This is a genomic window from Streptomyces sp. NPDC127068, assembly GCF_042724695.1.
In the GTDB taxonomy this organism is placed as follows: domain Bacteria; phylum Actinomycetota; class Actinomycetes; order Streptomycetales; family Streptomycetaceae; genus Streptomyces.
This window is the reverse complement of the sequence record NZ_JBHXEN010000059.1, coordinates 18,012-42,116: the sequence shown is the minus strand read 5'-3', so window position 1 is coordinate 42,116 and position 24,105 is coordinate 18,012. Positions and strand designations below refer to the sequence as shown.

The window sequence follows — 24,105 nt, the reverse complement described above, 5'->3', positions numbered from 1 at the left end:
TCGCGCCCCTGCTGGCGCGCTCCCGCCGACACCCCCCCCCCGTCCCCCCCGCGGGCCCACGAGTGGGGGGCCGTGTTTTCCCGTCAAACCCCGACCCCGCACTCGTACACGCCCCGGTCATGTTTCACGTGAAACATGACCGTCCAAAGGTCAGCCCTGAGGCTGGGCGGCCCACCACTCCTTCAGTGCGGCCACCGCGGCGTCCCGCTCCAGGGGGCCGTTCTCCAGCCTCAGCTCCAGCAGATGGGCGTACGCACGGCCGATCGCCGGGCCGGGCCCCACGCCGAGGATCTGCATGATCTCGTTCCCGTCGAGATCCGGGCGGATGGCGTCCAGCTCCTCCTGCTCCTGGAGCCGCTCGATGCGCTCTTCCAGCCCGTCGTACGCCCGGGAGAGAGCAGATGCCTTGCGCTTGTTCCGGGTCGTGCAGTCCGAACGGGTCAGCTTGTGCAGTCGCTCCAGCAAGGGGCCGGCATCTCGCACATACCGGCGGACGGCGGAGTCGGTCCACTCGCCGGTGCCGTAACCATGGAAGCGGAGATGCAACTCGACCAGCTGCGAGACGTCCTTGACCAGGTCATTGGAGTACTTGAGAGCCGTCATCCGCTTCTTGGTCATCTTCGCTCCGACCACCTCGTGGTGGTGGAAGGAGACCCGGCCGTCGTCCTCGAACCGACGGGTCCTGGGCTTGCCGATGTCATGCAGCAGCGCCGCCAACCGCAGAACGAGGTCGGGCCCCTCCTGCTCCAGCGCCATCGCCTGCTCCAGCACGATCAGCGTGTGCTCGTAGACGTCCTTGTGCCGGTGATGTTCGTCCCGCTCCAACCGGAGCGCCGGCAGTTCGGGAAGGACCCGCTCGGCGATCCCGGTCTCGACCAGCAGGGTGAGGCCCTTGCGCGGGTGCGCGGAAAGGATCAGCTTGTTCAGCTCGTCCCGGACCCGCTCCGCCGAGACGATCCCGATCCGGTCGGCCATCTCCGTCATCGCCACGACCACGTCCGGGGCGACCTCGAAGTCCAGCTGTGCCGCGAACCGAGCCGCGCGCATCATCCGCAGCGGATCGTCGGAGAAGGACTCCTCGGGAGTGCTGGGCGTGCGCAACACACGGCCCGCGAGGTCTCCCAATCCGCCGTACGGGTCGACGAACTCCTTCTCGGGCAGGGCGACCGCCATCGCGTTGACCGTGAAGTCACGGCGGACGAGATCGTCCTCGATGGAGTCGCCGTACGACACCTCGGGCTTGCGGGAGGTGCGGTCGTACGCCTCCGAGCGATAGGTCGTGATCTCGATCTGGAACCCCTGGACAGCCGTCTCACCCGGTGCCGCCGCATTCTCCACCTCGGCGTCCTTCTGGCAGCCGACCGTTCCGAAGGCGATGCCCACCTCCCAGACCGAGTCCGCCCAGGGCCGCACGATCTTCAGCACGTCCGCGGGACGGGCGTCGGTGGTGAAGTCCAGGTCATTGCCGAGGCGACCGAGCAGCGCGTCGCGGACCGAGCCGCCGACCAGGGCGAGGGAGAACCCTGCCGTCTGGAATCTGCGGGCCAGCTCGTCCGCGACGGGGGAGACCCGCAGCAGCTCACTGACCGCGCGGTGCTGCGCCTGGCTCAGGGCGCTGAGGTTGTCTTCGTTGGCGTTCGGCACAACAGGAAAGGGTACGTGCCCCGAGGGTCGACGAGCGCCCCCATAAACGCGGAGGCGGCCCCGCCAGGTATCCCTCCGAACATTGCCCACAGGCTGACTCATCACCTGATGACCAGGTAAAGCAGCACTCATCAGGTGATGCACGGACAAGGGGTACGTCACGGCCGCTGGGCCCCACCGCACCCGTCCCGGAGCGGGGCCCTCATGATCGTTGGGCAAACGATCTGTCGTGGACCGCGGCACTTGTACGCAGCGCGCATCGTTACCATGCGTGGACGCACTTCTGGACGACCACTGACGACGACGAGGGACGGGCGAGCGCGTGGCCGAGGCGGCAGACTTCACGGGGACCACTCCCTCACCTGCCCGCCGGTGGCTCCGGCGCACCGGAGCCCTGGCCGTTTCCCTACCGCTGCTCGCCTCCGCGGTCCTGGCCTCCGCCCCCACGGCGCAGGCCGAGGCCGCCGGATCAGGACCGCGGAGCTCCGCTCCCCAGGGGGTTCCGCAAGCCTCCGCGGCCAAGGGCGTGGTCGACGTCTCCTTGGACACCCTCACCCCGACGGCACCGGACGAGAACGACACGCTGACCGTCCGCGGCACCGTCACCAACACCGGCAAGCGAACGATCACCGACGGGCAGGTCGACCTCTTGGTCGGCCGGGCGCTGCACACCCGTAGCTCCCTCGACGCCGCCGATCGACGCACCAAGCACGTCCCCGGGGTGGACGGCGTCCCGGTGGGCGGCAAGTACGTCCAGGAGGTCGAGCAGCTCGCCCCCGGACGCACCCAGGACTTCAGCATCTCGGTGCCGGTGAAGGAACTGGACCTCGGCTCCGACGGGGTCTACCAGCTGGGCGTCACGCTGACCGGGCAGACCCCGACCCAGCGCTACGACCAGGTGCTCGGCATCGAGCGCGCCTTCCTGCCGTGGCAGCCCAAGGGTTCCGACGCCAAGACGAAGACGACGTTCCTGTGGCCGCTGATCTCGTCGACGCACCTCACCGCCGAGACCGGGTCCAACGAACAGCAGACCCGCGTGTTCGAGGACGACAGCCTCGCCAAGGAGATCGGCCCGGGCGGCAGGCTCCAGCAGATGCTGGCCCTCGGCACCTCCCTGGACGTGACCTGGGTCATCGATCCGGATCTCCTGGCTTCCGTCCACGCGATGGCCGACGGCTACCGGATCAAGGACGGCAGCAAGACCGTCGCGGGGAAGAACCGCGCCGTCGCCGGTCAGTGGCTCACCGACCTCCAGAAGGCCGTCCAGGGCAAGACCGTGGTGGCGCTGCCCTTCGCCGACCCCGACCTCGCCTCCCTCGCGCACCGGGGCAAGAACGTCTCCGGCTCGCTGAGCCACCTCAAGGACGCCACCGACGTGGCCGCGCTGACCGTCGAGTCGACCCTGCACGTGAAGCCCGTCACCGATTTCGCCTGGCCGGCCGAGGGCGCCATCGATCCGTCGATCGTCGATGTGGCGACCTCCGCCGGTGCCGACACGGTGATCACCCGCAACGACAGCCTCCGGGAGACCGGTGGCCTCCCGTACACCCCGAGCGCCCCCCGGCCCATCGGCGGCGGCACCACGGCCGTGGTCGCCGATGCGCGGCTGTCCAAGGTCTTCCAGGGGGATCTGACCCGCGCGGAGAGCTCCACCCTCGCGGTGCAGGAGTTCCTGGCCCAGAGCCTGATGATCACGCTCCAGGACCCGGGCGAGCCCCGGAGCATCGTGGTGGCGCCGCAGCGGATGCCGAGCAACAGCCAGGCCCAGTCCATGGCGAAGGCGATCCAGACGGTCCAGGAAGGCCGCTGGACCGACACCCAGGACCTGACGGCCGCCGCGAAGGCGAAGCCGGACCCGGGAGCGACCACGCGCGTACCGTCCGGGCGGTCCTACCCGGGGCACCTGCGCAAGCAGGAACTCGACGTCGCCGCGTTCGAACTGGTCCAGAGCACGCAGCGCAAGCTCGACGACTTCAGCACGATCCTCACCGATCCCGACCGCGTCGTCACCCCGTTCGGCCGCGCCATCGACCGCGGCATGTCGACGTCCTGGCGGGGCCGGGCCACCGAAGGGGACGCCTTCCGCAGGGGGGTGGAACGGCACCTGGCCGATCTGATGCGCAGCGTGCAGCTGATCGACAAGTCCGATGCCCAGCTCTCCGGCCGCAGCGCCACCATCCCGGTCACGGTGAAGAACAACCTGGTCCAGGGCGTCGACAACCTGAGACTACGACTGACCTCGACCAAGCCGAAGCGCCTCAAGATCGGCGACGAGGCGTACGGCGAGCAGACCGTCAAGCTCGCCGGCGAACGCAGCCAGACGCTGAAGTTCGACACCAACGCCAACGCCAACGGCATCGTCGACGTGGAGGCGCAGCTCATCACCGAGGACGGGTCCCCGTACGGCGACAAGGTGCGCTTCCGGGTACAGGTCAACGAGGTGACGCCGACGGTCATGCTGGTCATCGCGGGAGGGCTGCTCCTGCTGGTGCTCGCCGGATTCCGGATGTACCAGCAGCGCAAGCGGGTGACCGCCCGGCAGGCCGCGGAGGAAGCAGCCGCTGACGCCGCCGGCGCGGATGCCGCAGCGACGGACGCCGGCGAGGACGCGGGGCCCTCCGAGGGCGAGTCCGCCGACGTCACACGGGCTCCCGAACCCGAGCAGCCGAGTGACCTGACACCGGACACCGCTGCGGAAAGCACCGACCCGTCCGGCACGGGTGAGAGAGTGGACCGTTGAGCGATGTCGTGGCCGGTGGGCCCGGGGACGATGAGGTGGGGTAGACCATGAACGCGCCGTACGACGGTGACCGCGGGCAGGGCGCGGACGGCGATCCCTCCGCTCAGGGGTTCCCTCCGCCCCCCTACGACCCGCACCAGACGCCGCAGCAGCCGGCCGCCGACATGTACGTTCAGGACGCCTACGCCCAGGACCCGTACCGGACGCAGGACCTCTCCGCGCAGGACCCGGTGACGGAGGCCCTGTACGACCGGTCCGCACACCCCCCACCGCCCCCGGGCACCTACCCGGACCCCCACCAGCTCTACGCCCCGCCCGCCGCTCAGTACGCCCCAGACCCCCATCTGTGGGCGCAGCCTCCGGCGCCCGAGCCCGAGGGGCCCACCCAGCACCTCCCGTACGGCGACGACGCCCGGACGACGCAGTTCGTGGGGGTCGACGACCTGGTCACCCGGGCGAGCGAGCAGCGGCCGGAGCCGGACGCCTTCGCCCACCTCTTCCGTGACCAGCAGCAGGCCGGCGGCGGTGCGCGACCCGCCTACGAAACCGCCCCTCCCGCCCCGCCCGTCGCGGGCGCCCCGGGTGCTGCCTATGCGGCTCCCGTGCCGCCGGCCCCGCCCATCGCCCCGGTACCGGCTCCGGCCCCCGAGCCCGCCGCCCCCGCCCCTGCTCCGGCACCCGCGCGCAAGGGACGCGGCTCCAGCGTGCTGAAGTCCAGCGCGCTGATGGCGTCCGGCACGATCGTGTCGCGGCTCACCGGGTTCGTCCGCACCGTGGTGATCACTGCGGCGCTCGGTGCGGCCTTCCTCGGGGACGCGTTCACCGTCGCCTACACGCTGCCCACGATGATCTACATCCTCAGCATCGGGGGCGGTCTCAACTCGGTGTTCGTGCCGCAGCTCGTCCGCGCCATGAAGGACGACGAGGACGGCGGCGAGGCGTACGCCAACCGACTGCTGACCCTCGTGATGGTCGTTCTCGGTGTCATCGTCGCGCTGTCCGTCTTCGCCGCTCCGCTGCTCATCCAGTTGATGTCGGACCCGATCGCCGACGACGAGGCCGCGAACAGCGTCGCCGTCGCCTTCGCCCGCTACTGCCTGCCGACGATCTTCTTCATGGGCGTGCACGTGGTGATGGGGCAGATCCTCAACGCCCGGGGCAGGTTCGGCGCGATGATGTGGACCCCGGTCCTGAACAACCTCGTCATGATCGCCACGTTCGGACTGTTCATCTGGGTGTACGGCAGCTCCGCCGAATCCGGTATGCAGGTCGACACGATCCCGGACGACGGAATCCGACTGCTCGGCATCGGCACCCTGCTGGGTCTGGTGGTCCAGTCCCTGGCGATGATCCCCTACCTGCGGGAAACCGGCTTCCGCTTCCGGCTCCGCTTCGACTGGAAGGGCCAGGGGCTGGGCAAGGCGGTGAAGCTCGCCAAGTGGACCGTGCTCTTCGTGCTCGCCAACCAGGCCGGCGTCCTGGTGGTCACCCAGTTGGCGACCGCGGCGGGCAAGGAAGCGGACCGGGGGGGCGCGGGCCTCCTCGCCTACTCGAACGCCCAGCTCATCTGGGGCATGCCCCAGGCGATCATCACCGTGTCGGTGATGGCGGCACTGCTCCCCCGCATCTCGCGTGCGGCCCACGACAACGACCCGGGCGCGGTCCGTGACGACATCTCCAGCGGGCTGCGCACCTCGGCGGTCGCGATCGTGCCCGTGTCCTTCATGTTCGTCGCCCTCGGCATCCCCATGTGCACCCTGCTCTTCGCGTCCACGGGGACCGGACCGGCGCAGTCGATGGGCTACATCCTGATGGCGTTCGGCCTCGGGCTGATGCCCTTCTCCGTCCAGTACGTCGTGCTGCGCGGCTTCTACGCCTACGAGGACACCCGGACGCCCTTCTACAACACCGTCATCGTCGCCGCGGTGAACGCCACCGCGTCCGCGGCCTGCTACTTCCTCCTGCCCGCGCGGTGGGCCGTCGTCGGCATGGCCGCCTCGTACGGACTCGCCTACGCGGTCGGGGTCGGGGTGGCCTGGCGGCGGCTGCGGACACGGCTCGGGGGCGATCTGGACGGTTCCCAGGTGGTGCGGACCTACGCGCGGCTGTCCATGGCCTCGGTTCCCGCCGCCCTCGTGGGTGGGGCGGTGGGCTACGGAGTCACCCGGGTGTTCGGCCAGGGCGCGCTCGGCTCGGCCGCGGCCCTCGTCATCGGCGGAATCGCCCTGCTGGGCGTCTTCTACGTCGCGGCCCGCAGAATGCGCATCGAGGAGTTGAACTCGATGGTCGGCATGGTGCGGGGACGTCTGGGACGCTGAGAACCGGGCAGTCGCACAACCATCGGCGGCCATCGCGTGTCGTGCATAGCACCGGACTGTGGGCACAATTGGCACGGGCGTCGAGAGCGCAACGACTGGGGAGGCAGGAACGACGGTGGCGGAACGGAGCACGGCTGCCGTCGACGTGGCAGACAACAGCGGTGACGAGCCGCTGACCGCCGAGGCGGGGCAGGCCACGGCCGACGGGGTGGCCAGTACCGGCGAGACCGGGGAGCAGAACACCACGGACACGGACGCGGACAACAGCGGCACGACGGGCGGGTCCGAACGGACCGCACCGCCCGAACTGCATAGTGGGCACAAACTCGCCAGACGCTACCGGCTCGAAGAGTGTGTGACCCGTCTGGACGGCTTCAGCAGTTGGCGCGCGGTGGACGAGATGCTCCGCAGGGCCGTCGGCGTGCACGTCCTTCCCGCCGACCATCCGCGTGCCCGCTCGGTCCTCGCCGCGGCCCGCTCGTCCGCCCTCCTGGGCGACCCCCGGTTCGTTCACGTGCTGGACGCCGTGGAGGAGAACGACCTCGTCTACGTCGTCCACGAGTGGCTGCCCGACGCCACCGAGCTGACGGCGCTCCTCGCCGGCGGAACGCTTGAGGTCCACGACGCCTACCAGATGGTGGCCCAGGTCTCCCAGGCCATGGCCGCCGCCCACCGAGAGGGTCTGGCGCATCTGCGACTCGCGCCGAGCGCGGTGCTGCGCACCTCCACCGGTCAATGGCGCATCCGTGGCCTCGCGGTCAACGCCGCCCTGCGCGGCATCACCTCGGACAGCCCGGAGCGCACCGACACCGAAGCGATCGGTGCCCTGCTGTACGCCGCGCTGACCCAGCGCTGGCCCTACGAGAACGATGCCCACGGCCTCCACGGGCTGCCCAAGGGGGTCGGGCTCATCGCGCCCGACCAGGTGCGTGCGGGAGTCCACCGGGGCCTCTCGGAGCTGGCGATGCGGGCACTCGTCAACGAGGGCGCCACCGCCTCGCGCCAGGAACTGCCGTGCACCACGCCGGACGACCTCGTCCGGGCCATCAACGAGATGCCCCGCATCCGTCCGCCGGAGCCAGTCTTCCGGACCCCGCCGGACTACCAGCGCACGACCTACCAGCAGGGCTCGTACGGGCGCCCCGGCGGAGGTGCCCCCCTGCGGGCGACCGCACCTCACCCGGCTCCTCCACCACCGTTGCAGAGCCGCGCCGGCAGGGCGCTGAAGTGGACGGTTTCCGCCCTGTTGATCGCCGCCCTCGGGCTCGGCAGCTGGCAGCTGGCCGACGCCCTCATAGAGAAGGACAAGGGCGCCGATCCGGACCAGTCCGAGACGGTGGAGACCAACAAGAAGAACACCGAGAAGAAGCCGCTCCGGCCACTCGCCATCGAGGGATCCGCGGAGTACTACCCGGACGGCAAGGCACAGCACCCGAACGACGCCCGCCTCACCCACGACCGTGCCGCTTCGACGTACTGGCGGACGTACTCCTTCCTGGACGGACCGCAGCTGGCTCCGTACAAGTCGGGTGTCGGGCTCGTCTACGACCTCGGTAGCGAGAAGTCCCTCGCCGCCGCGACGATCAAGCTGAACTACGGCGGGGACCGGACCACCGGCGCCCTGTACGCCGCCGACTCACTGTCCTCGTCGGCCTCGCTCGACTCCATGAAGAAGCTCGCCACGGCGTCCACCCAGGACCAAGAACTCAAGATCAACGTCGCCAAGCCGTCGAAGACCCGCTACGTCGTGCTCTGGCTCACCGAGTTGCCCTACGCCCAGGGTGACGAGTACAGCCGCGCGGGCTACAAGCAAGCCATCACGGATGTGAAGTTCACCGGCTGACAGCACCGACGGTTCCGGGGAGGGTGGTGCGACCGTGGCCGATGCCGCGTACGACGGGGTGGGTGATCAGGACCTCCTGTCACGCCACGTCGACGGGGACACCGAAGCCTTCGGTGAGCTGGTGCGGCGCCACCGCGACCGGCTGTGGGCCGTGGCCCTGCGCACCCTGGGGGACCGCGAAGAGGCGGCCGACGCCGTCCAGGACGCTCTGGTCTCCGCCTATCGGGCCGCACACACCTTCCGCGGCCAGTCCGCCGTCACCACCTGGTTGCACCGCATCACCGTGAACGCCTGTCTGGATCGAGCCCGCAAGACGGCGTCCCGCAGAACGGCTCCGGTGGACGACGCCGAGCGACTCGAACAGTTGCTGGAACCCCATGAGTCGGCGTACGCACCCGCGGAACGCAGCGATCTCCACCGTCAGCTCGTCAAGGCCCTGAGCACGCTCCCGCCGGATCAACGGGCTGCTCTGGTGCTGATCGACATGCAGGGCTACTCCGTGGCCGAAGCCGCGAGCATCCTCGACGTGCCCCCTGGCACGGTGAAGAGCCGGTGTGCCCGCGGTCGGGCCAAGCTCCTCCCCCTCCTCTCCCATCTGCGCACCACGTCCCGGAGGGAGAACGAGAAGCCTGGCGGGAAAAGGAACCAGTCACCAGGGGCATCCGTCCCACCCGCAGGAGCAGCACCCGACACGGGCGCGACCGATTCCACTGCGGTGAAGGGCGGAGGTGGACGAGCGTGACAACGAGCATCGATACGGCTGGGCATCCGGCCGTCGAGGAGATCTCGGACCTCACAGAGGGCCTGCTCCCACCCGACCAGGCGGCGAGCCTACGGCTGCACCTGGACGCCTGCCCCGAGTGCACTGAGCTCCACGCCTCGCTGGAAGAGATCCGCTCGCTACTGGAAGCCGCCGACACCCCCGGGCCCATGCCCGACGACGTGGCCGCCCGGGTGGACGCAGCCCTCGTCGCCGAGGCGGCCCCGGCGACACGGGCAGAATCACCCGACCCCATAGCCGCGGTCTCCGAACCACCCCAGCATGTTTCACGTGAAACAGCGCCGCCCGCCAAAGTGCCCGACAGGACGCAGCTCCAGCGACCTGCTGGACACGGTCGCGGCGGCACCGGCCCGGGACGCACCGACCGCGGACGGTCCAGGCGGATCAGGACGGCCGCTTTCGGTACCGTTCTCGCCGTCGCAGCACTGGGGCTGGGTTCCCTGCTGGTCCAGTCGATGGACGGCGGCAACAACGACCAAGGGTCCCCGACGAACCGAACGGCACCCACCCCCGAAGTGCACGGCTCCTTCTCCAAGAGCAATCTCCAAGGCCGTGTCCATGAGCTGCTGAAGAAGGAATCGCCCGCAGCGAACTCTGCGGGGACGGATGCACCCTCGCTGGGCGCCGCCTCGGGCGAGGAGCCCCCCTCACCCCACACGCCCTTCCGCGACGGAGACACCGGCACCTTGACGACCGTCGACGTACCGGAGTGCGTACAGCAAGGCATTGGCCGTACCGAGCAGGCCCTCGCCAGCGAAGAGGGGACGTACGGGAACAAGGCTGCGCTCCTGGTGGTGATGCCGCACGTCTCCGACACCAACCAGGTGTCCGCCTATGTGGTCGACACGACCTGTGTGACCCAGCGGTCAGCGGCCCCGGGCAAGGTGCTTCTCGCCCACTCGTACCCCCGTCGCTGACCGCGGGCCACGGTTCCTCAGCGCCGTCTCCCTCCTCGGCCCCTGGCCCCGTCGTGGCTCGCCTGTCGATCAGGACCAAGCCCACGGAAGACCCTCCTGTGAGCCCGGCAGCACGGGGAATGCCCGCCCCGTAGTATCCGTTGGGTGGTGTGGGAGCCCTTCGCGTCCCGGCTTCCACCCGGAAGTACGAAGTTGTCTCCAGAGACGAGGAATGAAGCCGTGACCGACGTCCGAAACGTGATCATCATCGGCTCCGGGCCCGCCGGATATACGGCAGCGCTCTACACCGCGCGTGCGTCCCTGAAGCCGCTGGTCTTCGAGGGCGCCGTCACCGCTGGTGGTGCGCTGATGAACACCACCGAGGTCGAGAACTTCCCCGGGTTCCAGGACGGGATCATGGGCCCGGCGCTCATGGACAACATGCGCGCCCAGGCCGAGCGCTTCGGCGCCGAGCTGGTACCCGACGACGTGGTCAGCGTTGACCTCAGCGGTGAGATCAAGACCGTGACGGACACCGCCGGTACCGTGCACCAGGCCAAGGCGATCATCGTCACGACGGGCTCGCAGCACCGCAAGCTCGGGCTGCCGAACGAGGACGCCCTCTCCGGACGTGGAGTCTCCTGGTGCGCCACCTGCGACGGGTTCTTCTTCAAGGACCAGGACATCGCCGTGATCGGCGGCGGTGACACGGCCATGGAGGAGGCCACCTTCCTCTCCCGCTTCGCCAAGTCGGTGACGATCGTGCACCGCCGGGACTCGTTGCGCGCCTCGAAGGCGATGCAGGAGCGCGCCTTCGCCGACCCGAAGATCAAGTTCATCTGGGACAACGAGGTCGCCGCGATCCATGGCGACCCGAAGCTCAGCGGTCTCACCCTGCGCAACATCAAGACCGGCGAAGAGTCCGAGCTCCCGGTGACGGGACTGTTCATCGCCATCGGTCATGACCCCCGCACCGAACTGTTCAAGGGCCAGCTCGACCTGGACGACGAGGGCTACCTCAAGGTCCAGGCCCCTTCGACCCGCACCAACCAGACGGGGGTGTTCGGCGCCGGCGATGTCGTCGACCACACCTACCGCCAGGCGATCACCGCCGCCGGTACCGGCTGCTCCGCCGCCCTGGACGCCGAGCGCTACCTTGCCGCTCTGGCCGACGCGGAGGCGGCTACGGCCGCCGCTGTCTGACCTTCTCCCCCTTCCCTTCATCGCTTCACCGAACTAAGGAGCCCGCCGTGGCCGGCACCCTCAAGAATGTGACGGACTCTTCCTTCGACGAGGACGTCCTCAAGAGCGACAAGCCCGTTCTGGTCGACTTCTGGGCCGCATGGTGCGGGCCGTGCCGCCAGATCGCGCCGTCCCTTGAGGCCATCGCCCAGGAGTACGGCGACAAGATCGAGGTGGTCAAGCTCAACATCGATGAGAACCCGGCCACGGCCGCCAAGTACGGGGTCATGTCCATCCCGACGCTGAACGTCTACCAGCGTGGCGAGGTCGCCAAGACGATCGTTGGCGCCAAGCCGAAGGCCGCCATCGTGCGCGACCTGGAGGACTTCATCGCCGACTGACGGCCGATGAATGTTTCACGTGAAACATCGTTAGAGCGGGCGTAGCGCTGGTTCCTTCTGGACGGCCCCCCACAAACGATCCAGGGCCATCTCCACGTCTTCCTTCCAGGAGAGCGTGGTGCGCAACTCCAGCCGGAGCCGCGGGAATGAGGGATGCGGTCGCACGGTCTTGAAGCCCACCGCCAGTAGATGATCTGCGGGGAGCACACAAGCAGGCTCTGCCCACCGGGCCTGACCGAATGCCTCGATGGCTCGGACGTTCCGCCGCAGGAGATCCTTGGCAACGGTCTGCACCATCACTCGCCCCAGCCCCTGCCCCCGGTAGGCCGGCGTGATCCACCCCGTCATCAGTTGCACGGCGTCCGCCGCGACGGGGCTCGTCGGGAAGGCGGTGGAACGAGGGACATAGGCCGGGGGAGCGTAGAGAACGAACCCCACCGGGACGTCGTCCACATAGACGACCCGACCGCAGGAACCCCACTCCAGCAGAACAGCGGAGATCCAGGCTTCCTTCTCCACTTCCGGCTTCCCCGCCCTGCTTGCTGCATGCCCACTGACCGGGTCCAGCTCCCAGAACACGCACGTCCGGCAGCGGTGCGGAAGGTCCTTCAGATGGTCCAGCGTGAGCGGTACGAGCCGACGCCCCATACCGGCAGCACCTCACTTCCTTGCCCGCACCACCTTCGTTCCCCAGAGTCATACCGGGCACGGAGGCAATGCTCCCCGATCGTATCCACGAAGCGATGACGCGGACCTCGCCACACAGCAAAGGGCGGGTCGATTTCCGGTGTTCACCGGAGACGACCCGCCCTGGTCACTCTGCCCCGCCGCGGAGGAAGAGGCGTGGCTGTGGACTCATTCCTCGGTGCTGTCGGGAGCCTGCGCGGTCAGGCCCTTCTGCAGCACCTGTCCCTCCCCCGGAGCCAGCGAACCAAGGATGCGCTCCAGGTCTTCCATGGAGGCGAACTCCACGACGATCTTGCCCTTCTTCTGTCCCAGGTCCACCTTCACCCGGGTCTCGAACCGGTCCGACAACCGGGTGGCGAGATCCGTCAGCGCGGGCGAAACCCGCCCCCCGGCCCGCGGCCCCCTGGACCGCGGCGCGGTCTGCGGGCCGGACGCCATCAGGGTGACGATGTCCTCGACCGCCCGGACGGAAAGCCCCTCGGCCACGATCCGGTGGGCGAGCCGGTCCTGCTCCTCGGAGTCGTCCACCGACAGCAGAGCACGTGCATGTCCTGCCGACAGCACCCCCGCGGCCACCCGACGCTGCACCGGCGGGGAGAGCTTCAACAGCCTCAGGGTGTTGGAGACCTGAGGGCGGGACCGGCCGATCCGGTCGGCCAACTGGTCATGAGTGCAGTTGAAGTCCCGCAGTAGCTGGTCGTAGGCCGCGGCCTCTTCGAGCGGGTTGAGCTGCGCCCGATGGAGGTTCTCCAGCAGAGCATCGAGCAGCAGCTTCTCGTCTTCGGTGGCCCTGACGATCGCCGGGATGCGCTCCAGGCCGGCCTTGCCACAGGCCCTCCAGCGACGCTCGCCCATGATCAGCTCAAAGCGTCCCGGACTCACCTGCCGTACGACCACGGGCTGGAGCAGGCCGACCTCCTTGACGGAGGTCACCAACTCCGCCAGGGCGTCCTCGTCGAAGTTCTCACGCGGCTGACGGGGGTTGGGCGCGATGGAGTCCAGGGGGAGTTCGGCGAAGTAGGCCCCCGTGGTGTTTTCCGGGGCTCCTCCGATGAGGGACTCGGGGGACACCGTACTCGCGGGGAGTGAGGTCACCTTCGCCGCGGCCACTCCGCGTTCCGTCGTCAGCACCGGCCCCGCAGCGGCCGGCACCGTGGAGCCCGGGCCGGTGGCCTGGCTCGTCTTCTCGGGTGTCGGGGCGGCCGGGATGAGGGCGCCAAGTCCACGGCCCAGCCCCCTACGTCGTTCACTCACTGAGTCCCCTCCGCCATGCTCTGGTGCTTGTGGTGATGACCCGCACGGGCGTGCTGCCCTTCGTACACCATCTCGGTCCCTCGTAGGGCGATCTCTCGCGCCGCTTCGAGGTAGGAGAGGGCACCGCTTGACCCCGGGTCGTAGGTCAGAACTGTCTGCCCGTAACTCGGTGCTTCAGAGATGCGCACCGAGCGGGGAATGCTGGTCCGCAACACCTCTTCACCGAAGTGCGTGCGGACCTCCTCGGCGACCTGTGAGGCCAACCGTGTCCGACCGTCGTACATGGTCAGCAGGATCGTCGACACATGGAGCGTCGGGTTGAGGTGACCGCGGACCAGATCGACGTTGCGCAGCAGTTGCCCCAGTCCCTCCAGCGCGTAGTACTCGCACTGGATCGGGATCAGTACCTCGGCACCGGCTACGAGCGCGTTGACGGTGAGAAGTCCCAGCGACGGAGGGCAGTCGATCAGCACATAGTCGAGGGGCTGTTCATACGCCTGGATGGCACGCTGGAGGCGACTCTCCCGGGCCACCAGGGAGACCAACTCAATCTCTGCACCGGCGAGGTCAATGGTGGCGGGAGCACAGAAGAGACCTTCGACGTCCGGTACCGGTTGAACCACCTCGGAGAGCGGCTTGCTCTCGATCAACACGTCATAGATGGACGGCACTTCGGCGTGATGGTCGATCCCCAGCGCGGTGGAGGCGTTGCCCTGGGGGTCAAGGTCGATCACCAGGACCCGGTTGCCGTGCATCGCGAGTGAAGCGGCAAGGTTCACCGTGCTGGTGGTCTTGCCCACCCCGCCCTTCTGGTTGGCGACCACCATGATGCGGGTCTGCTCCGGTCGGGGCAGACCGCCCTCGGTCCGGCCCAGCGCTTCCATCGCCAGTTGGGCAGCACGACCGATAGGGGTGTCATCCATCGGCGGCGGTGTTTCACGTGAAACATCCTCCCCTGCCGACTCGGTACGGGGACCGGGGACCGGATCGGTCATCGGTCCCGCGATGTGGGCGTCGGACCGCACGGATTCACTCTCCTCGACTTCAGGCTCGCAATGAACAGAGCCTCCCATGGCGGTGGGGTCGCGAACCAGCGAGGCCCGTGCTTCTGTGGAGAATTCCGCTTCTGTGGAAAACTCCGTTCCTCCTGAGGGTGACTTGAGTGAGCCAAGAGGCTTGCGGTCACGAGGTTCGGCCCCGGCCCGGCCGCGACCGATGATGCCGTGCAGCAGTGAGCGACGTTTCACGTGAAACACGATGCCGAGCCATCCCGACCGCACCGGTGCGACACTCCGCAGCACGCGGCGGGGCAGCTTAGGTGGAGTACGGCACCGACGGTGGGTGGCAGGGTTCGGGCCCGTTCGGGTTCGCCGTCACGGTGAACCGGCGCCCTGGTCTGCCCGGGGTCGTGCAGTGGCCAACGGCACAGAAAGGCCCCGGCGGGTGAGAACCACCTCACCACTGCCGGGGCCGATCTTCGAGAAGTCGATCAACGGCGACGACGCGCCCGACTCACCCGGGCCGCCTTGGCCCTCTTGGCCGCGAAGCGCACGCCCCCGGGGCTCTCACCGACCTCCACCCGCACCACGGTGGACAACGGATCGACGATGCCCTCACCCACGTGCAGGACCGAGGTGTCCACGGCGCCGAGCTTGCTCAAGGCGGCCCCCGCGCTCTTGACCTCCTCCTCCGCGGTGTCGCCCTTGAGGAGCAACATCTCTCCGTAGGGACGGAGCAGGGGAACGCCCCAGGCGGCGAGTCGGTCCAGTGGAGCCACCGCACGCGCGGTCACCACATGCACCGGGGTCAGCTTGCCGAGTACCTCCTCGGCTCGGCCCCGCACCACGGTCACATGGTCGAGGCCCAGCAGCTCCACGACCTCGTTGAGGAAGTTGGTGCGGCGGAGGAGCGGCTCCAACAGGGTGATCTTCAGATCCGGGCGGACCAGGGCCAGCGGGATCCCGGGCAGCCCGGCACCGGAACCCACGTCGCAGACCGTCACGCCGGTCGGCACGACCTCCGAGAGGACCGCGCAGTTCAAGAGATGCCGTTCCCAGAGGCGTGGCACCTCACGGGGACCGATGAGCCCACGCCGAACCCCTGCTTCGGCCAGCAGCTCGGCGTACCGAACGGCGTCGTCGAAACGATCACCGAATGCCTCCCGGGCCTGCTCGGGCGCCGGGGGGAGTTCCGCTGCCTCCGTCACGGGGACCGTCCTTCCGTACCGCGTAACCGCACTGGGTGATGACTATCAGGCTGACAAAGACCGGCCCCGTCTGCGAACAGACGGGGCCGGGAACTCACGTGCAGATCAGACGGGGAGGACGACGACGAAGCGCTGCGGCTCCTCGCCCTCGGACTCGCTCCGCAGTCCGGCGGCCTTGACCGCGTCGTGGACGACCTTGCGCTCGAAGGGCGTCATCGGATCGAGCTTGATCGCCTCGCCGGTGTTCTTCACATCGGCAGCGGCCTTGGCGCCGATCTCCGACAGCTCCTCGCGCTTCTTCGCACGGTAGCCGGCGATGTCGAGCATCAGGCGGCTGCGGTCACCGGTCTCGCGGTGCACCGCGAGCCGGGTCAGCTCCTGAAGGGCTTCCAGGACCTCGCCCTCACGGCCGACGAGCTTCTGGAGGTCACGCGCACTGTCGCTGATGATCGACACCGCGGCGCGGTCGGCCTCGACGTCCATGTCGATGTCGCCGTCGAGATCGGCGATGTCGAGCAGACCCTCAAGGTAGTCCGCCGCGATCTCGCCCTCCTGCTCAAGGCGGGTCATGGTGTCGCCCTCAGCGGCGGCGGAGGTGGTGCCTTCCGTCACGGGATGGACTCCTTCTTACTTCTTGGAGGGGTGTTGAGGACGCTGCGGGCCCTTGCGCGGCCCGGACTTGGCCTTGCTGCGGGTACCGGAGCCGGGTTGGCCACCGGCGGGCTTGGGCTCTCGCTTGGCGGCCCGGGGTTCGTCCTCGGACTTCGTCAGCGAGGTCTTCGGGGTGTCGGGCGTCGCGGGCTGCCGGGTCTGGCGCTGGGACTTCGACTGACGCTTGGGCTGCTGGCGCCGGGCGGCAGCAGCAGAGGTCTCGCCGTCCTCGGATTCGGTGGTCACCACATCGCTGACTGCCACCGCACCGTCGGTCTGAGCGGCCAGTCCGGCCTTGGAGAGCCCGTTGATGAAGCGCCGCTCGTTCTCGTTGCGGTCCCGTCCCTTGGCGACGATCATCTTCACCGCAGCACGGTCGCGACGGCTACCGATCTTCTTCTTGTTCGTGGCCTGCTTGAGGAGCCGCTCCAGGTAGTCGCCCTGTGCCTTGCTGCCCGGAGTGGGGTTCTGGCGGATGACGTACATCTGCTGGCCCATGGTCCACACGTTGGTGGTCAGCCAGTAGACGAGGACACCGACCGGGAAGTTGATGCCGAAGACGGCGAAGATCACGGGGAAGACGTACATCAGCATCTTCTGCTGCTGCATGAACGGCGTCTTCACCGTGGTGTCGATGTTCTTGGTCATCAGCTGGCGCTGCGTGTAGAACTGCGACAGCGACATCAGAACGATCATGATCGCCGTGACGACCCGGACGTCGACCAGCGTGGAGCCGAGTGCCTGGATCTTCTCCTCGCTGTCCATGAACTTCGCGGCGAGGGGGGCACCGAAGATGTGCGCCTTCTGGGCGCTCTCCAGCAGCGGCTGGTCGATGACGCCGACCGTCTTGTTCGAGGCGATGCTGCTGAGCACGTGGTACAGGGCGAAGAAGAACGGCGACTGCGCCAGGATGGGAAGGCACGAGGAGAGCGGGTTGGTGCCCGTCTCCTTGTACAGCTTCATCATCTCTTCGGACTGACGCTGCTTGTCGTTCTTGTAGCGCTCCTGGATCTTCTTCATCTCGGGCTGGAGCGTCTGCATGGCCCGAGTCGCCTTGATCTGCTTCACGAAGAGCGGGATCAGACAGATCCGGATCAGGATCACCAGGGACATGATCGACAGGCCCCACGCCCAGCCCGTGTCCGGACCGAAGACGGCACCGAACAGCTTGTGGAACTGGACGATCACCCAGGAGACAGGCGTGGTGATAAAGCTGAACAAACCGGCGATCGAACTTACGATGTCATCCACTAATCAGGCTCCTTGAGCATGGGACGGGGTCTCGGCGGCCGGGCTCACCGGGGCAGTACCGTCCCCGGAGGACGCGCCGAGGGCGGCTTTCCCGCCCTTGCGTCCGCGCCAGGCGTCCCGCAGCATTTCGTGCCACCGCGGACGCTTGCGCGGCGGAACATGGTCGACTCCGCCGAGCGACCACGGATTGCACCGCAGAATCCGCCAGGCGGTCAGTGCCGTGCCCTTGATCGCTCCGTGCCGGTCGATGGCCTGGTAGCCGTAGTGGGAACACGACGGGTAGTACTTGCAGACCGGCCCGAGCAACGGGCTGATGGTCCACTGGTACAGCTTGATCAGAACCAGCAGCGGATACTTCATCGCGTGCCCCCTCCCAGGAGCCGCTGGAGGGCGGCGTCGAGGTCTCGGGCCAGGTGCGCGTGATCGGCGTCGCCCGCACCGGGCAGCGCGCGCACGACCACCAGGCTACCGGGGGGCAGGCCATCGATCCGTTCGCGCATCAGATGGCGAAGCCTTCGCTTCACGGAGTTGCGGACGACTGCCCCGCCGACGGCTTTGCTCACGACGAAACCCGCACGCGGCGGGGGAACGCTCTCCCCAGGCGCGTGCGGGTCGGTGACACCGCTGCGTAGGTGGACGACGAGGAGCGGGCGGCCGGCCCGGCGGCCTCGTCGTACCGCGGTCGCGAAGTCCTCGCGCCGCCTCAGCCGATGCTCGGAAGGCAGCACGACGTCATGACCTGACTGCGATCAGGCGGACAGGCGGGCGCGACCCTTGCCACGGCGGGACGCGAGAATCGCGCGGCCGGCACGGGTGCGCATCCGCAGCCGGAAGCCGTGGGTCTTGGCGCGACGACGGTTGTTCGGCTGGAAAGTGCGCTTGCTCACTCGGGGGCTCCAGAAATGACTCGGTGGTTGTCGGTGGCTGTTGCCGCCTGGCTGTCACCGTGCGCCCACGAGAAGCTCGTATTACGCCCGAGTGCACCGCTTTCACGATCACTAGGAGGTGATCTGTGCCCATCGGAGGCAGGCGGCAGCAGCCATCGACAACTCGACCTGGTTACGGTACGCGCGGCCCCGCCGTCCGGTCAAACCAGCGCTTCCGAAGCGGGTCCGGCGCGACACCGGGGGGCAGTGCGAGACACTATGCACAGGCTGTGGACAACAACTTGAACAGCACCGGTCGCCCTGACTACCGTGGCTTGACTCCGATTCGTCCTCCGGCCCCGTCGCCCCGCCCGATCGTCACCCCACCCGGCGCCCCGGGTCCTTGATCTTCCTTCCGTACCCCGTTCCGAGAAGTGCACCTTCGCGGGACCCGTGAGAGAGCGTGCTCTGTGGCTGACGTACCTGCCGATCTTGCCGCAGTGTGGCCACGAGTACTGGAGCAGCTTCTCGGGGAGGGGCGCGGGCAAGGGGTCGAGGCGAAGGACGAACACTGGATCAAGCGGTGCCAGCCGCTGGCGCTGGTGCTGGACACCGCGCTGCTGGCCGTGCCCAACGAGTTCGCCAAGGGCGTCCTGGAGGGCAGGCTCGCCCCGGTCGTCAGCGAGACCCTGAGCCGCGAGTGCGGTCGCCCCATCCGGATCGCCATCACGGTCGACGAGACCGCCGGGGCGGAGCCGGGCACCTCAGCCCCCCCGGTGGCGCCGGTGCCCCCGCAGCGGTACGAGGAGCCGGACCTCCCGCCGTCCGCCGGGCAGCCCAGGGACGCGTACGACGGCTACCGACGGCCCTCCGACGAGCTTGCGGGCGGCCGCCCGGACCAGCAGCCGGGACCGCACGGGGAACAGCCGCCGGCGGGCCGCGCGGACCAGCTGCCGACCGTTCGCCCCGCCTACCCGGACTACCAGCGCCCCGAGCCGGGCTCCTGGCCGCGCCCGCACGACGACTACGGCTGGCAGCAGCAGCGGCTGGGCTTCCCGGAGCGCGACCCGTACGCGAACCCCGGTCAGCAGCGGCACGACTACCGCACCCAGCCGCCGGAGCGGCGCGGGTACGAGACGGACCGTTCTCCCTACGACTCCGAGCGCGGCCCCTACGACCCGGAGCGCGCGCCGTACGACACCGAGCGCTCCGGTTACGACGGGGAGCGCCCGCCCTACGAGCAGCGGCGCGTGGCGTACGACGGCAGCGACGGACGTCCTCCGGGGCGTCCCGACCGCGGCGAGCCGTCCGACGGGCAGCAGGACACGGGTCCGCGCGGCCCGCACGGCGGCGCGGGTCACCTCGACGGCGGCCACGGCGGTCCGGGGCACGGGCCGCGGGGCCCGCACGGCACGCGACCCGGCGGCCCCTCGGCGTCCTCCGTGCCCGGCCGGGGCGCGCCCGGCGGCGGGCAGTCCGCCCAGCCCTCCGGGCCCGGCGAACCCACCGCGCGGCTGAACCCCAAGTACCTGTTCGACACGTTCGTCATCGGGGCGTCCAACCGGTTCGCGCACGCCGCGGCGGTCGCGGTCGCGGAAGCCCCGGCGAAGGCGTACAACCCGCTCTTCATCTACGGGGAGTCGGGCCTCGGCAAGACCCACCTGTTGCACGCGATCGGCCACTACGCGCGCAGCCTGTACCCGGGCACGCGGGTGCGGTACGTCAGCTCCGAGGAGTTCACCAACGAGTTCATCAACTCCATCCGCGACGGCAAGGGCGACAGTTTCCGCAAGCGCTACCGCGAGATGGACATCCTGCTCGTCGACGACATCCAATTCCTCGCGGACAAGGAGTCGACGCAGGAGGAGTTCTTCCACACCTTCAACACGCTCCACAACGCGAACAAGCAGATCGTCCTGTCCTCCGACCGGCCGCCGAAGCAGTTGGTGACCCTGGAGGACCGGCTGCGCAACCGGTTCGAGTGGGGGCTCATCACGGATGTGCAGCCGCCCGAGTTGGAGACGCGCATCGCGATTCTCCGCAAGAAGGCCGTGCAGGAGCAGCTCAACGCACCGCCGGAGGTGCTGGAGTTCATCGCTTCGCGCATCTCCCGCAACATCCGGGAGCTGGAGGGCGCCCTCATCCGGGTGACCGCCTTCGCCTCGCTGAACCGGCAGCCCGTGGACCTGGGGCTGACGGAGATCGTGCTGAAGGACCTGATCCCGGGGGGCGAGGACTCGGCGCCCGAGATCACCGCCACGGCGATCATGGCGGCGACCGCCGACTACTTCGGGTTGACCGTGGACGACCTGTGCGGCTCGTCCCGCAGTCGGGTCCTGGTGACGGCCCGGCAGATCGCCATGTACCTGTGCCGGGAGCTGACGGACCTGTCGCTGCCGAAGATCGGTGCGCAGTTCGGTGGCCGTGACCACACGACGGTGATGCACGCGGACCGGAAGATCAGGGCGCTGATGGCCGAGCGGCGGTCCATCTACAACCAGGTCACGGAGCTGACCAACCGCATCAAGAACGGCTGACGCGCCGCGCGGGCCGCCCTTTCGCGGCCGGCTCCTTCCGTTCCGCGGCCCGGTCGCCCTCCCGCGCACCGGCTCCGCCGCCTCCGGCCCGGAGCCCTTCCGCGGTCAGCCCGCGGCCCGGCCCGTCTTCCGGCCCGGGCCGCTCCCCGCGCCGCCCCCGACACCTGGCCGACGCCACCCCTGGCACCCCGAGCGGGCGCCCCCGACATCCCGACCGCGGCACCTCCCGCCCGCGCCCCGAACCCGACGAGCACTTCGCCGTCTTCGATCCGGCCAGCCGGCATGAGTAATACGCGGTTCGCCGCCCCAATCGCCCCGGCCGCGGCGCCTCCCGCCCGCGCCCGCCCGCGCGACGCCCTCCGGCCCGTCCCTCGGGCCCGAGACGGCCGACCACCCGGCGAGCCGCGGTTCGCCGCTCCCAAAAGCCCCGGACACCCCGGACACCCCGAATACCCCGAATACCCCGGACGCCCCGGATGTGGCGCCTCCCGCCCCGCGCTACGTCCTCTGGCCCGTCCCTCGGAACCCGAGGCAGCCGCCTGGGCGACCGGCGCGGCCCCCGCTGCCCCACCCGCGGGGGCCACCCGCAGGGGCCGCCCCGCCGGTCGCCCCGAGCTCCCACCGCCGCCTTCGGCCCCCCGAAGGCGGCCCCGCGGGCCCCGTTCCGGCTCCACCGCGCCGCCTTCGTGCGCTCGTTCCCGGTCCCGTGCCGCCGCCGTTGTTCGAATCCGCAGGGGGTTACGGGTGTTCTCCACAGATCCGGGGACTTTTTCGTTTCCACACCCTGGGGACTGCGAAGTTATCCAGACCGTGTCCACAGGCCGTGCTCCCGGATGATCATCCGGCCAGCTCAGAGGGGTGTGGATTCGTGGACAACGACTCTCCACAGCCTGTGGACAAGCGATCCGTCCACAGGCGCCCTCCGCAGTTGTCCACCGGCCGCCCACAGGTCTGCGCCCGCTGTCCCCAGCATGACGGGGCTTCTCCACAGTTCTGTCCACTGTTCGGCAACACAACGCGCCTCATCACCGGGTGGAGTGAAAGGCGTCACATCAAGGTGCCGGATTGGGCTGTGGGGAACTCGGGTAAAGCTGGGGACAGCCTTGGGGAGAACCTGCCCCCTCCTGTGCATCAGGTGTGCACAACTTTCGCCTGTCCACAGCAAGCCCGGGTTTTCCACCGTCTCCGCCCACAGGCCCGGTGGACAAAAAACCGCTGCTGAGCTGCGAAAACAAGGTTATCCACGGTATCCACAGGCCCTACTACTACTACCGACTAGAGTTACCGGGGAATCCGCTTCGAAGCTGGGGGTGTGGACAACTCGGCCCCGACGCCGTCCGAGCCGGTTCGCGCGACTTGACCCCGAGAGGCACCTACTGTCAGTGCGGTGCGTCAGACTGGTCCCGGTGGCCTCCCCGTCCCGGGGCACGGCGACACCACGGCGGACCGACGGAAACCGCCGCACGGACAGCAGACGCAGCAGGGCGACCCCAGACGGGGCGAGAGCGGCCAGCAACAGCAGGAGGCGGGCTTAGGTGAAGATCCGGGTGGAACGCGACGTACTCGCGGAGGCAGTGGCGTGGGCGGCACGCAGCCTCCCGGCCCGTCCCCCCGCGCCGGTCCTCGCCGGCCTCCTGTTGCGGGCCGAGGACGGTGCCCTGAGCCTGTCCAGCTTCGACTACGAGGTCTCGGCGCGGGTCTCGGTCGAGGCCGAGGTCGAGGAGGACGGCACGGTCCTCGTCTCCGGCCGGCTGCTCGCCGACATCTGCCGCGCCCTGCCGAACCGCCCGGTGGAGATCTCCACGGACGGCGTGCGGGCGACGGTCCTGTGCGGCTCCTCCCGCTTCACCCTCCACACCCTGCCGGTGGAGGAGTACCCGACCCTGCCGCAGATGCCGTCCGCGACGGGCACGGTCCCCGGCGAGGTCTTCGCCGCCGCCGCTGCCCAGGTCGCCATTGCCGCGGGCCGCGACGACACGCTCCCGGTGCTCACCGGCGTGCGCATCGAGATCGAGGGCGACACGGTCACCCTGGCCTCCACCGACCGCTACCGCTTCGCGGTCCGCGAGTTCCTGTGGAAGCCCGAGGTCCCGGACTCCTCCGCGGTGGCCCTGGTGCCCGCGAAGACCCTGTTGGACACCGCGAAGGCGCTCACCAGCGGCGACAGCGTCACCATCGCCCTGTCGGGCTCCGGCTCCGGCGAGGGCCTGATCGGCTTCGAGGGCGCGGGCCGCCGCACCACCACCCGGCTGCTCGAAGGCGACCTGCCGAAGTACCGCACGCTGTTCCCCACCGAGTTCAACTCGGTCGCCGTCATCGAGACCGCCCCCTTCGTGGAGGCCGTCAAGCGCGTGGCCCTGGTCGCCGAGCGGAACACCCCGGTGCGGCTCAGCTTCGAGCAGGGCGTGCTGATCCTGGAGGCCGGCTCCAGCGACGACGCACAGGCTGTGGAAAGGGTCGACGCGGTGCTGGAGGGCGACGACATCTCGATCGCCTTCAACCCGACGTTCCTGCTCGACGGCCTCAGCGCGATCGACTCGCCGGTCGCCCAGCTCTCCTTCACCACGTCGACCAAGCCCGCGCTGCTCAGCGGCCGGCCCGCCGTGGACGCCGAGGCCGACGAGGCGTACAAGTACCTGATCATGCCGGTCCGCCTCTCGGGCTGACCGGGCTCGCACCGGACCTCGTCACGGATCTCGTCACGGCCCCGGGCCGACGCCGTGTGTGTCGGTCCGGTCCGGACGGCCCCGACCGGGCACCGGCGTCCGCAGCCGCCCGGTCGGCGGTCACCCACCGGGTGTCCGTTGCTCGCCCCTCGCGGGGAGACCCGCAGGTGGGAGTACGTATG

19 protein-coding genes are annotated in these 24,105 nt (G+C 69.2%); 9 read left to right on the top strand and 10 right to left on the bottom strand.

Annotated elements, in window-relative coordinates; all coding sequences use genetic code 11:
• Positions 1-150: 150 nt before the first annotated feature.
• Positions 151-1,644, bottom strand: coding sequence for a CCA tRNA nucleotidyltransferase (locus ACFWIA_RS29565; protein ID WP_387010314.1), 1,494 nt, complete (start codon positions 1,642-1,644; stop codon positions 151-153).
• 322 nt (positions 1,645-1,966) lie between these two features.
• Here ACFWIA_RS29565 and ACFWIA_RS29560 point away from each other — a divergent pair, with 322 nt between their 5' ends.
• The 7 genes from ACFWIA_RS29560 to trxA all read left to right on the top strand — a co-directional run bounded on the left by ACFWIA_RS29560 (position 1,967) and on the right by trxA (position 11,805).
• On the top strand, positions 1,967-4,384 hold the full coding sequence (locus ACFWIA_RS29560) for a DUF6049 family protein (protein ID WP_387010312.1): 2,418 nt from the start codon (positions 1,967-1,969) through the stop codon (positions 4,382-4,384).
• 47 nt (positions 4,385-4,431) lie between these two features.
• The gene (gene murJ / locus ACFWIA_RS29555) at positions 4,432-6,702 is read left to right on the top strand and encodes a murein biosynthesis integral membrane protein MurJ (RefSeq protein ID WP_387010310.1); all 2,271 of its coding nucleotides are present in this window, start codon (positions 4,432-4,434) and stop codon (positions 6,700-6,702) included.
• A 115-nt stretch (positions 6,703-6,817) separates the two neighbouring features.
• Positions 6,818-8,545, top strand: a complete 1,728-nt coding sequence (locus tag ACFWIA_RS29550) for a protein kinase family protein (RefSeq protein WP_387010308.1) — start codon at positions 6,818-6,820, stop codon at positions 8,543-8,545.
• A gap of 34 nt (positions 8,546-8,579) precedes the next feature.
• Complete coding sequence (gene sigM, locus ACFWIA_RS29545) at positions 8,580-9,287, top strand: RNA polymerase sigma factor SigM (RefSeq protein ID WP_387010306.1); 708 nt, start codon at positions 8,580-8,582, stop codon at positions 9,285-9,287.
• Positions 9,284-10,243, top strand: a complete 960-nt coding sequence (locus ACFWIA_RS29540) for an anti-sigma factor family protein (protein ID WP_387010304.1) — start codon at positions 9,284-9,286, stop codon at positions 10,241-10,243. Before sigM ends, ACFWIA_RS29540 begins: the two co-directional genes overlap by 4 nt.
• A gap of 219 nt (positions 10,244-10,462) precedes the next feature.
• Complete coding sequence (gene trxB, locus ACFWIA_RS29535; RefSeq protein WP_387010302.1) at positions 10,463-11,425, top strand: thioredoxin-disulfide reductase; 963 nt, start codon at positions 10,463-10,465, stop codon at positions 11,423-11,425.
• A gap of 47 nt (positions 11,426-11,472) precedes the next feature.
• Complete coding sequence (gene trxA / locus ACFWIA_RS29530; protein WP_385489348.1) at positions 11,473-11,805, top strand: thioredoxin; 333 nt, start codon at positions 11,473-11,475, stop codon at positions 11,803-11,805.
• Between the two features lie 30 nt (positions 11,806-11,835).
• On the opposite strand, the gene ACFWIA_RS29525 is transcribed toward trxA, so the two are convergent.
• The 9 genes from ACFWIA_RS29525 to rpmH form a co-directional block, all read right to left on the bottom strand.
• Positions 11,836-12,453, bottom strand: coding sequence for a GNAT family N-acetyltransferase (locus ACFWIA_RS29525; RefSeq protein ID WP_387010300.1), 618 nt, complete (start codon positions 12,451-12,453; stop codon positions 11,836-11,838).
• Positions 12,454-12,660: 207 nt separating this feature from the next.
• Positions 12,661-13,746 (bottom strand): ParB/RepB/Spo0J family partition protein, encoded by a 1,086-nt coding sequence (locus tag ACFWIA_RS29520; RefSeq protein WP_387010299.1) that lies wholly within the window; start codon positions 13,744-13,746, stop codon positions 12,661-12,663.
• Positions 13,743-14,819: a ParA family protein gene (locus ACFWIA_RS29515; RefSeq protein WP_387010324.1), complete on the bottom strand. Its 1,077-nt coding sequence runs from the start codon at positions 14,817-14,819 to the stop codon at positions 13,743-13,745. Before ACFWIA_RS29515 ends, ACFWIA_RS29520 begins: the two co-directional genes overlap by 4 nt.
• A 416-nt stretch (positions 14,820-15,235) precedes the next feature.
• Positions 15,236-15,952: a 16S rRNA (guanine(527)-N(7))-methyltransferase RsmG gene (gene rsmG, locus ACFWIA_RS29510; RefSeq protein ID WP_387010298.1), complete on the bottom strand. Its 717-nt coding sequence runs from the start codon at positions 15,950-15,952 to the stop codon at positions 15,236-15,238.
• Between the two features lie 105 nt (positions 15,953-16,057).
• Positions 16,058-16,564, bottom strand: a complete 507-nt coding sequence (locus ACFWIA_RS29505) for a protein jag (RefSeq protein ID WP_387010296.1) — start codon at positions 16,562-16,564, stop codon at positions 16,058-16,060.
• Positions 16,565-16,579: 15 nt separating this feature from the next.
• Positions 16,580-17,854, bottom strand: coding sequence for a membrane protein insertase YidC (gene yidC / locus ACFWIA_RS29500; RefSeq protein ID WP_387010294.1), 1,275 nt, complete (start codon positions 17,852-17,854; stop codon positions 16,580-16,582).
• Between the two features lie 3 nt (positions 17,855-17,857).
• Positions 17,858-18,214: a membrane protein insertion efficiency factor YidD gene (yidD, locus tag ACFWIA_RS29495; RefSeq protein ID WP_385489330.1), complete on the bottom strand. Its 357-nt coding sequence runs from the start codon at positions 18,212-18,214 to the stop codon at positions 17,858-17,860.
• A complete protein-coding gene (gene rnpA / locus ACFWIA_RS29490) occupies positions 18,211-18,582 on the bottom strand; it encodes a ribonuclease P protein component (protein WP_385489327.1) in 372 nt (123 codons plus the stop codon). The genes yidD and rnpA overlap by 4 nt, the downstream gene beginning before the upstream one ends.
• A 21-nt stretch (positions 18,583-18,603) precedes the next feature.
• Entirely contained in the window at positions 18,604-18,741 is a 138-nt protein-coding gene (rpmH, locus tag ACFWIA_RS29485; protein WP_003949374.1) for a 50S ribosomal protein L34, read from the bottom strand.
• Positions 18,742-19,190: 449 nt separating this feature from the next.
• Between rpmH and dnaA the strand changes: the two genes are divergently transcribed.
• On the top strand, positions 19,191-21,257 hold the full coding sequence (gene dnaA, locus ACFWIA_RS29480) for a chromosomal replication initiator protein DnaA (protein WP_387010291.1): 2,067 nt from the start codon (positions 19,191-19,193) through the stop codon (positions 21,255-21,257).
• Positions 21,258-22,792: 1,535 nt separating this feature from the next.
• A complete protein-coding gene (dnaN, locus tag ACFWIA_RS29475) occupies positions 22,793-23,923 on the top strand; it encodes a DNA polymerase III subunit beta (RefSeq protein WP_385755632.1) in 1,131 nt (376 codons plus the stop codon).
• Positions 23,924-24,105: the final 182 nt, after the last annotated feature.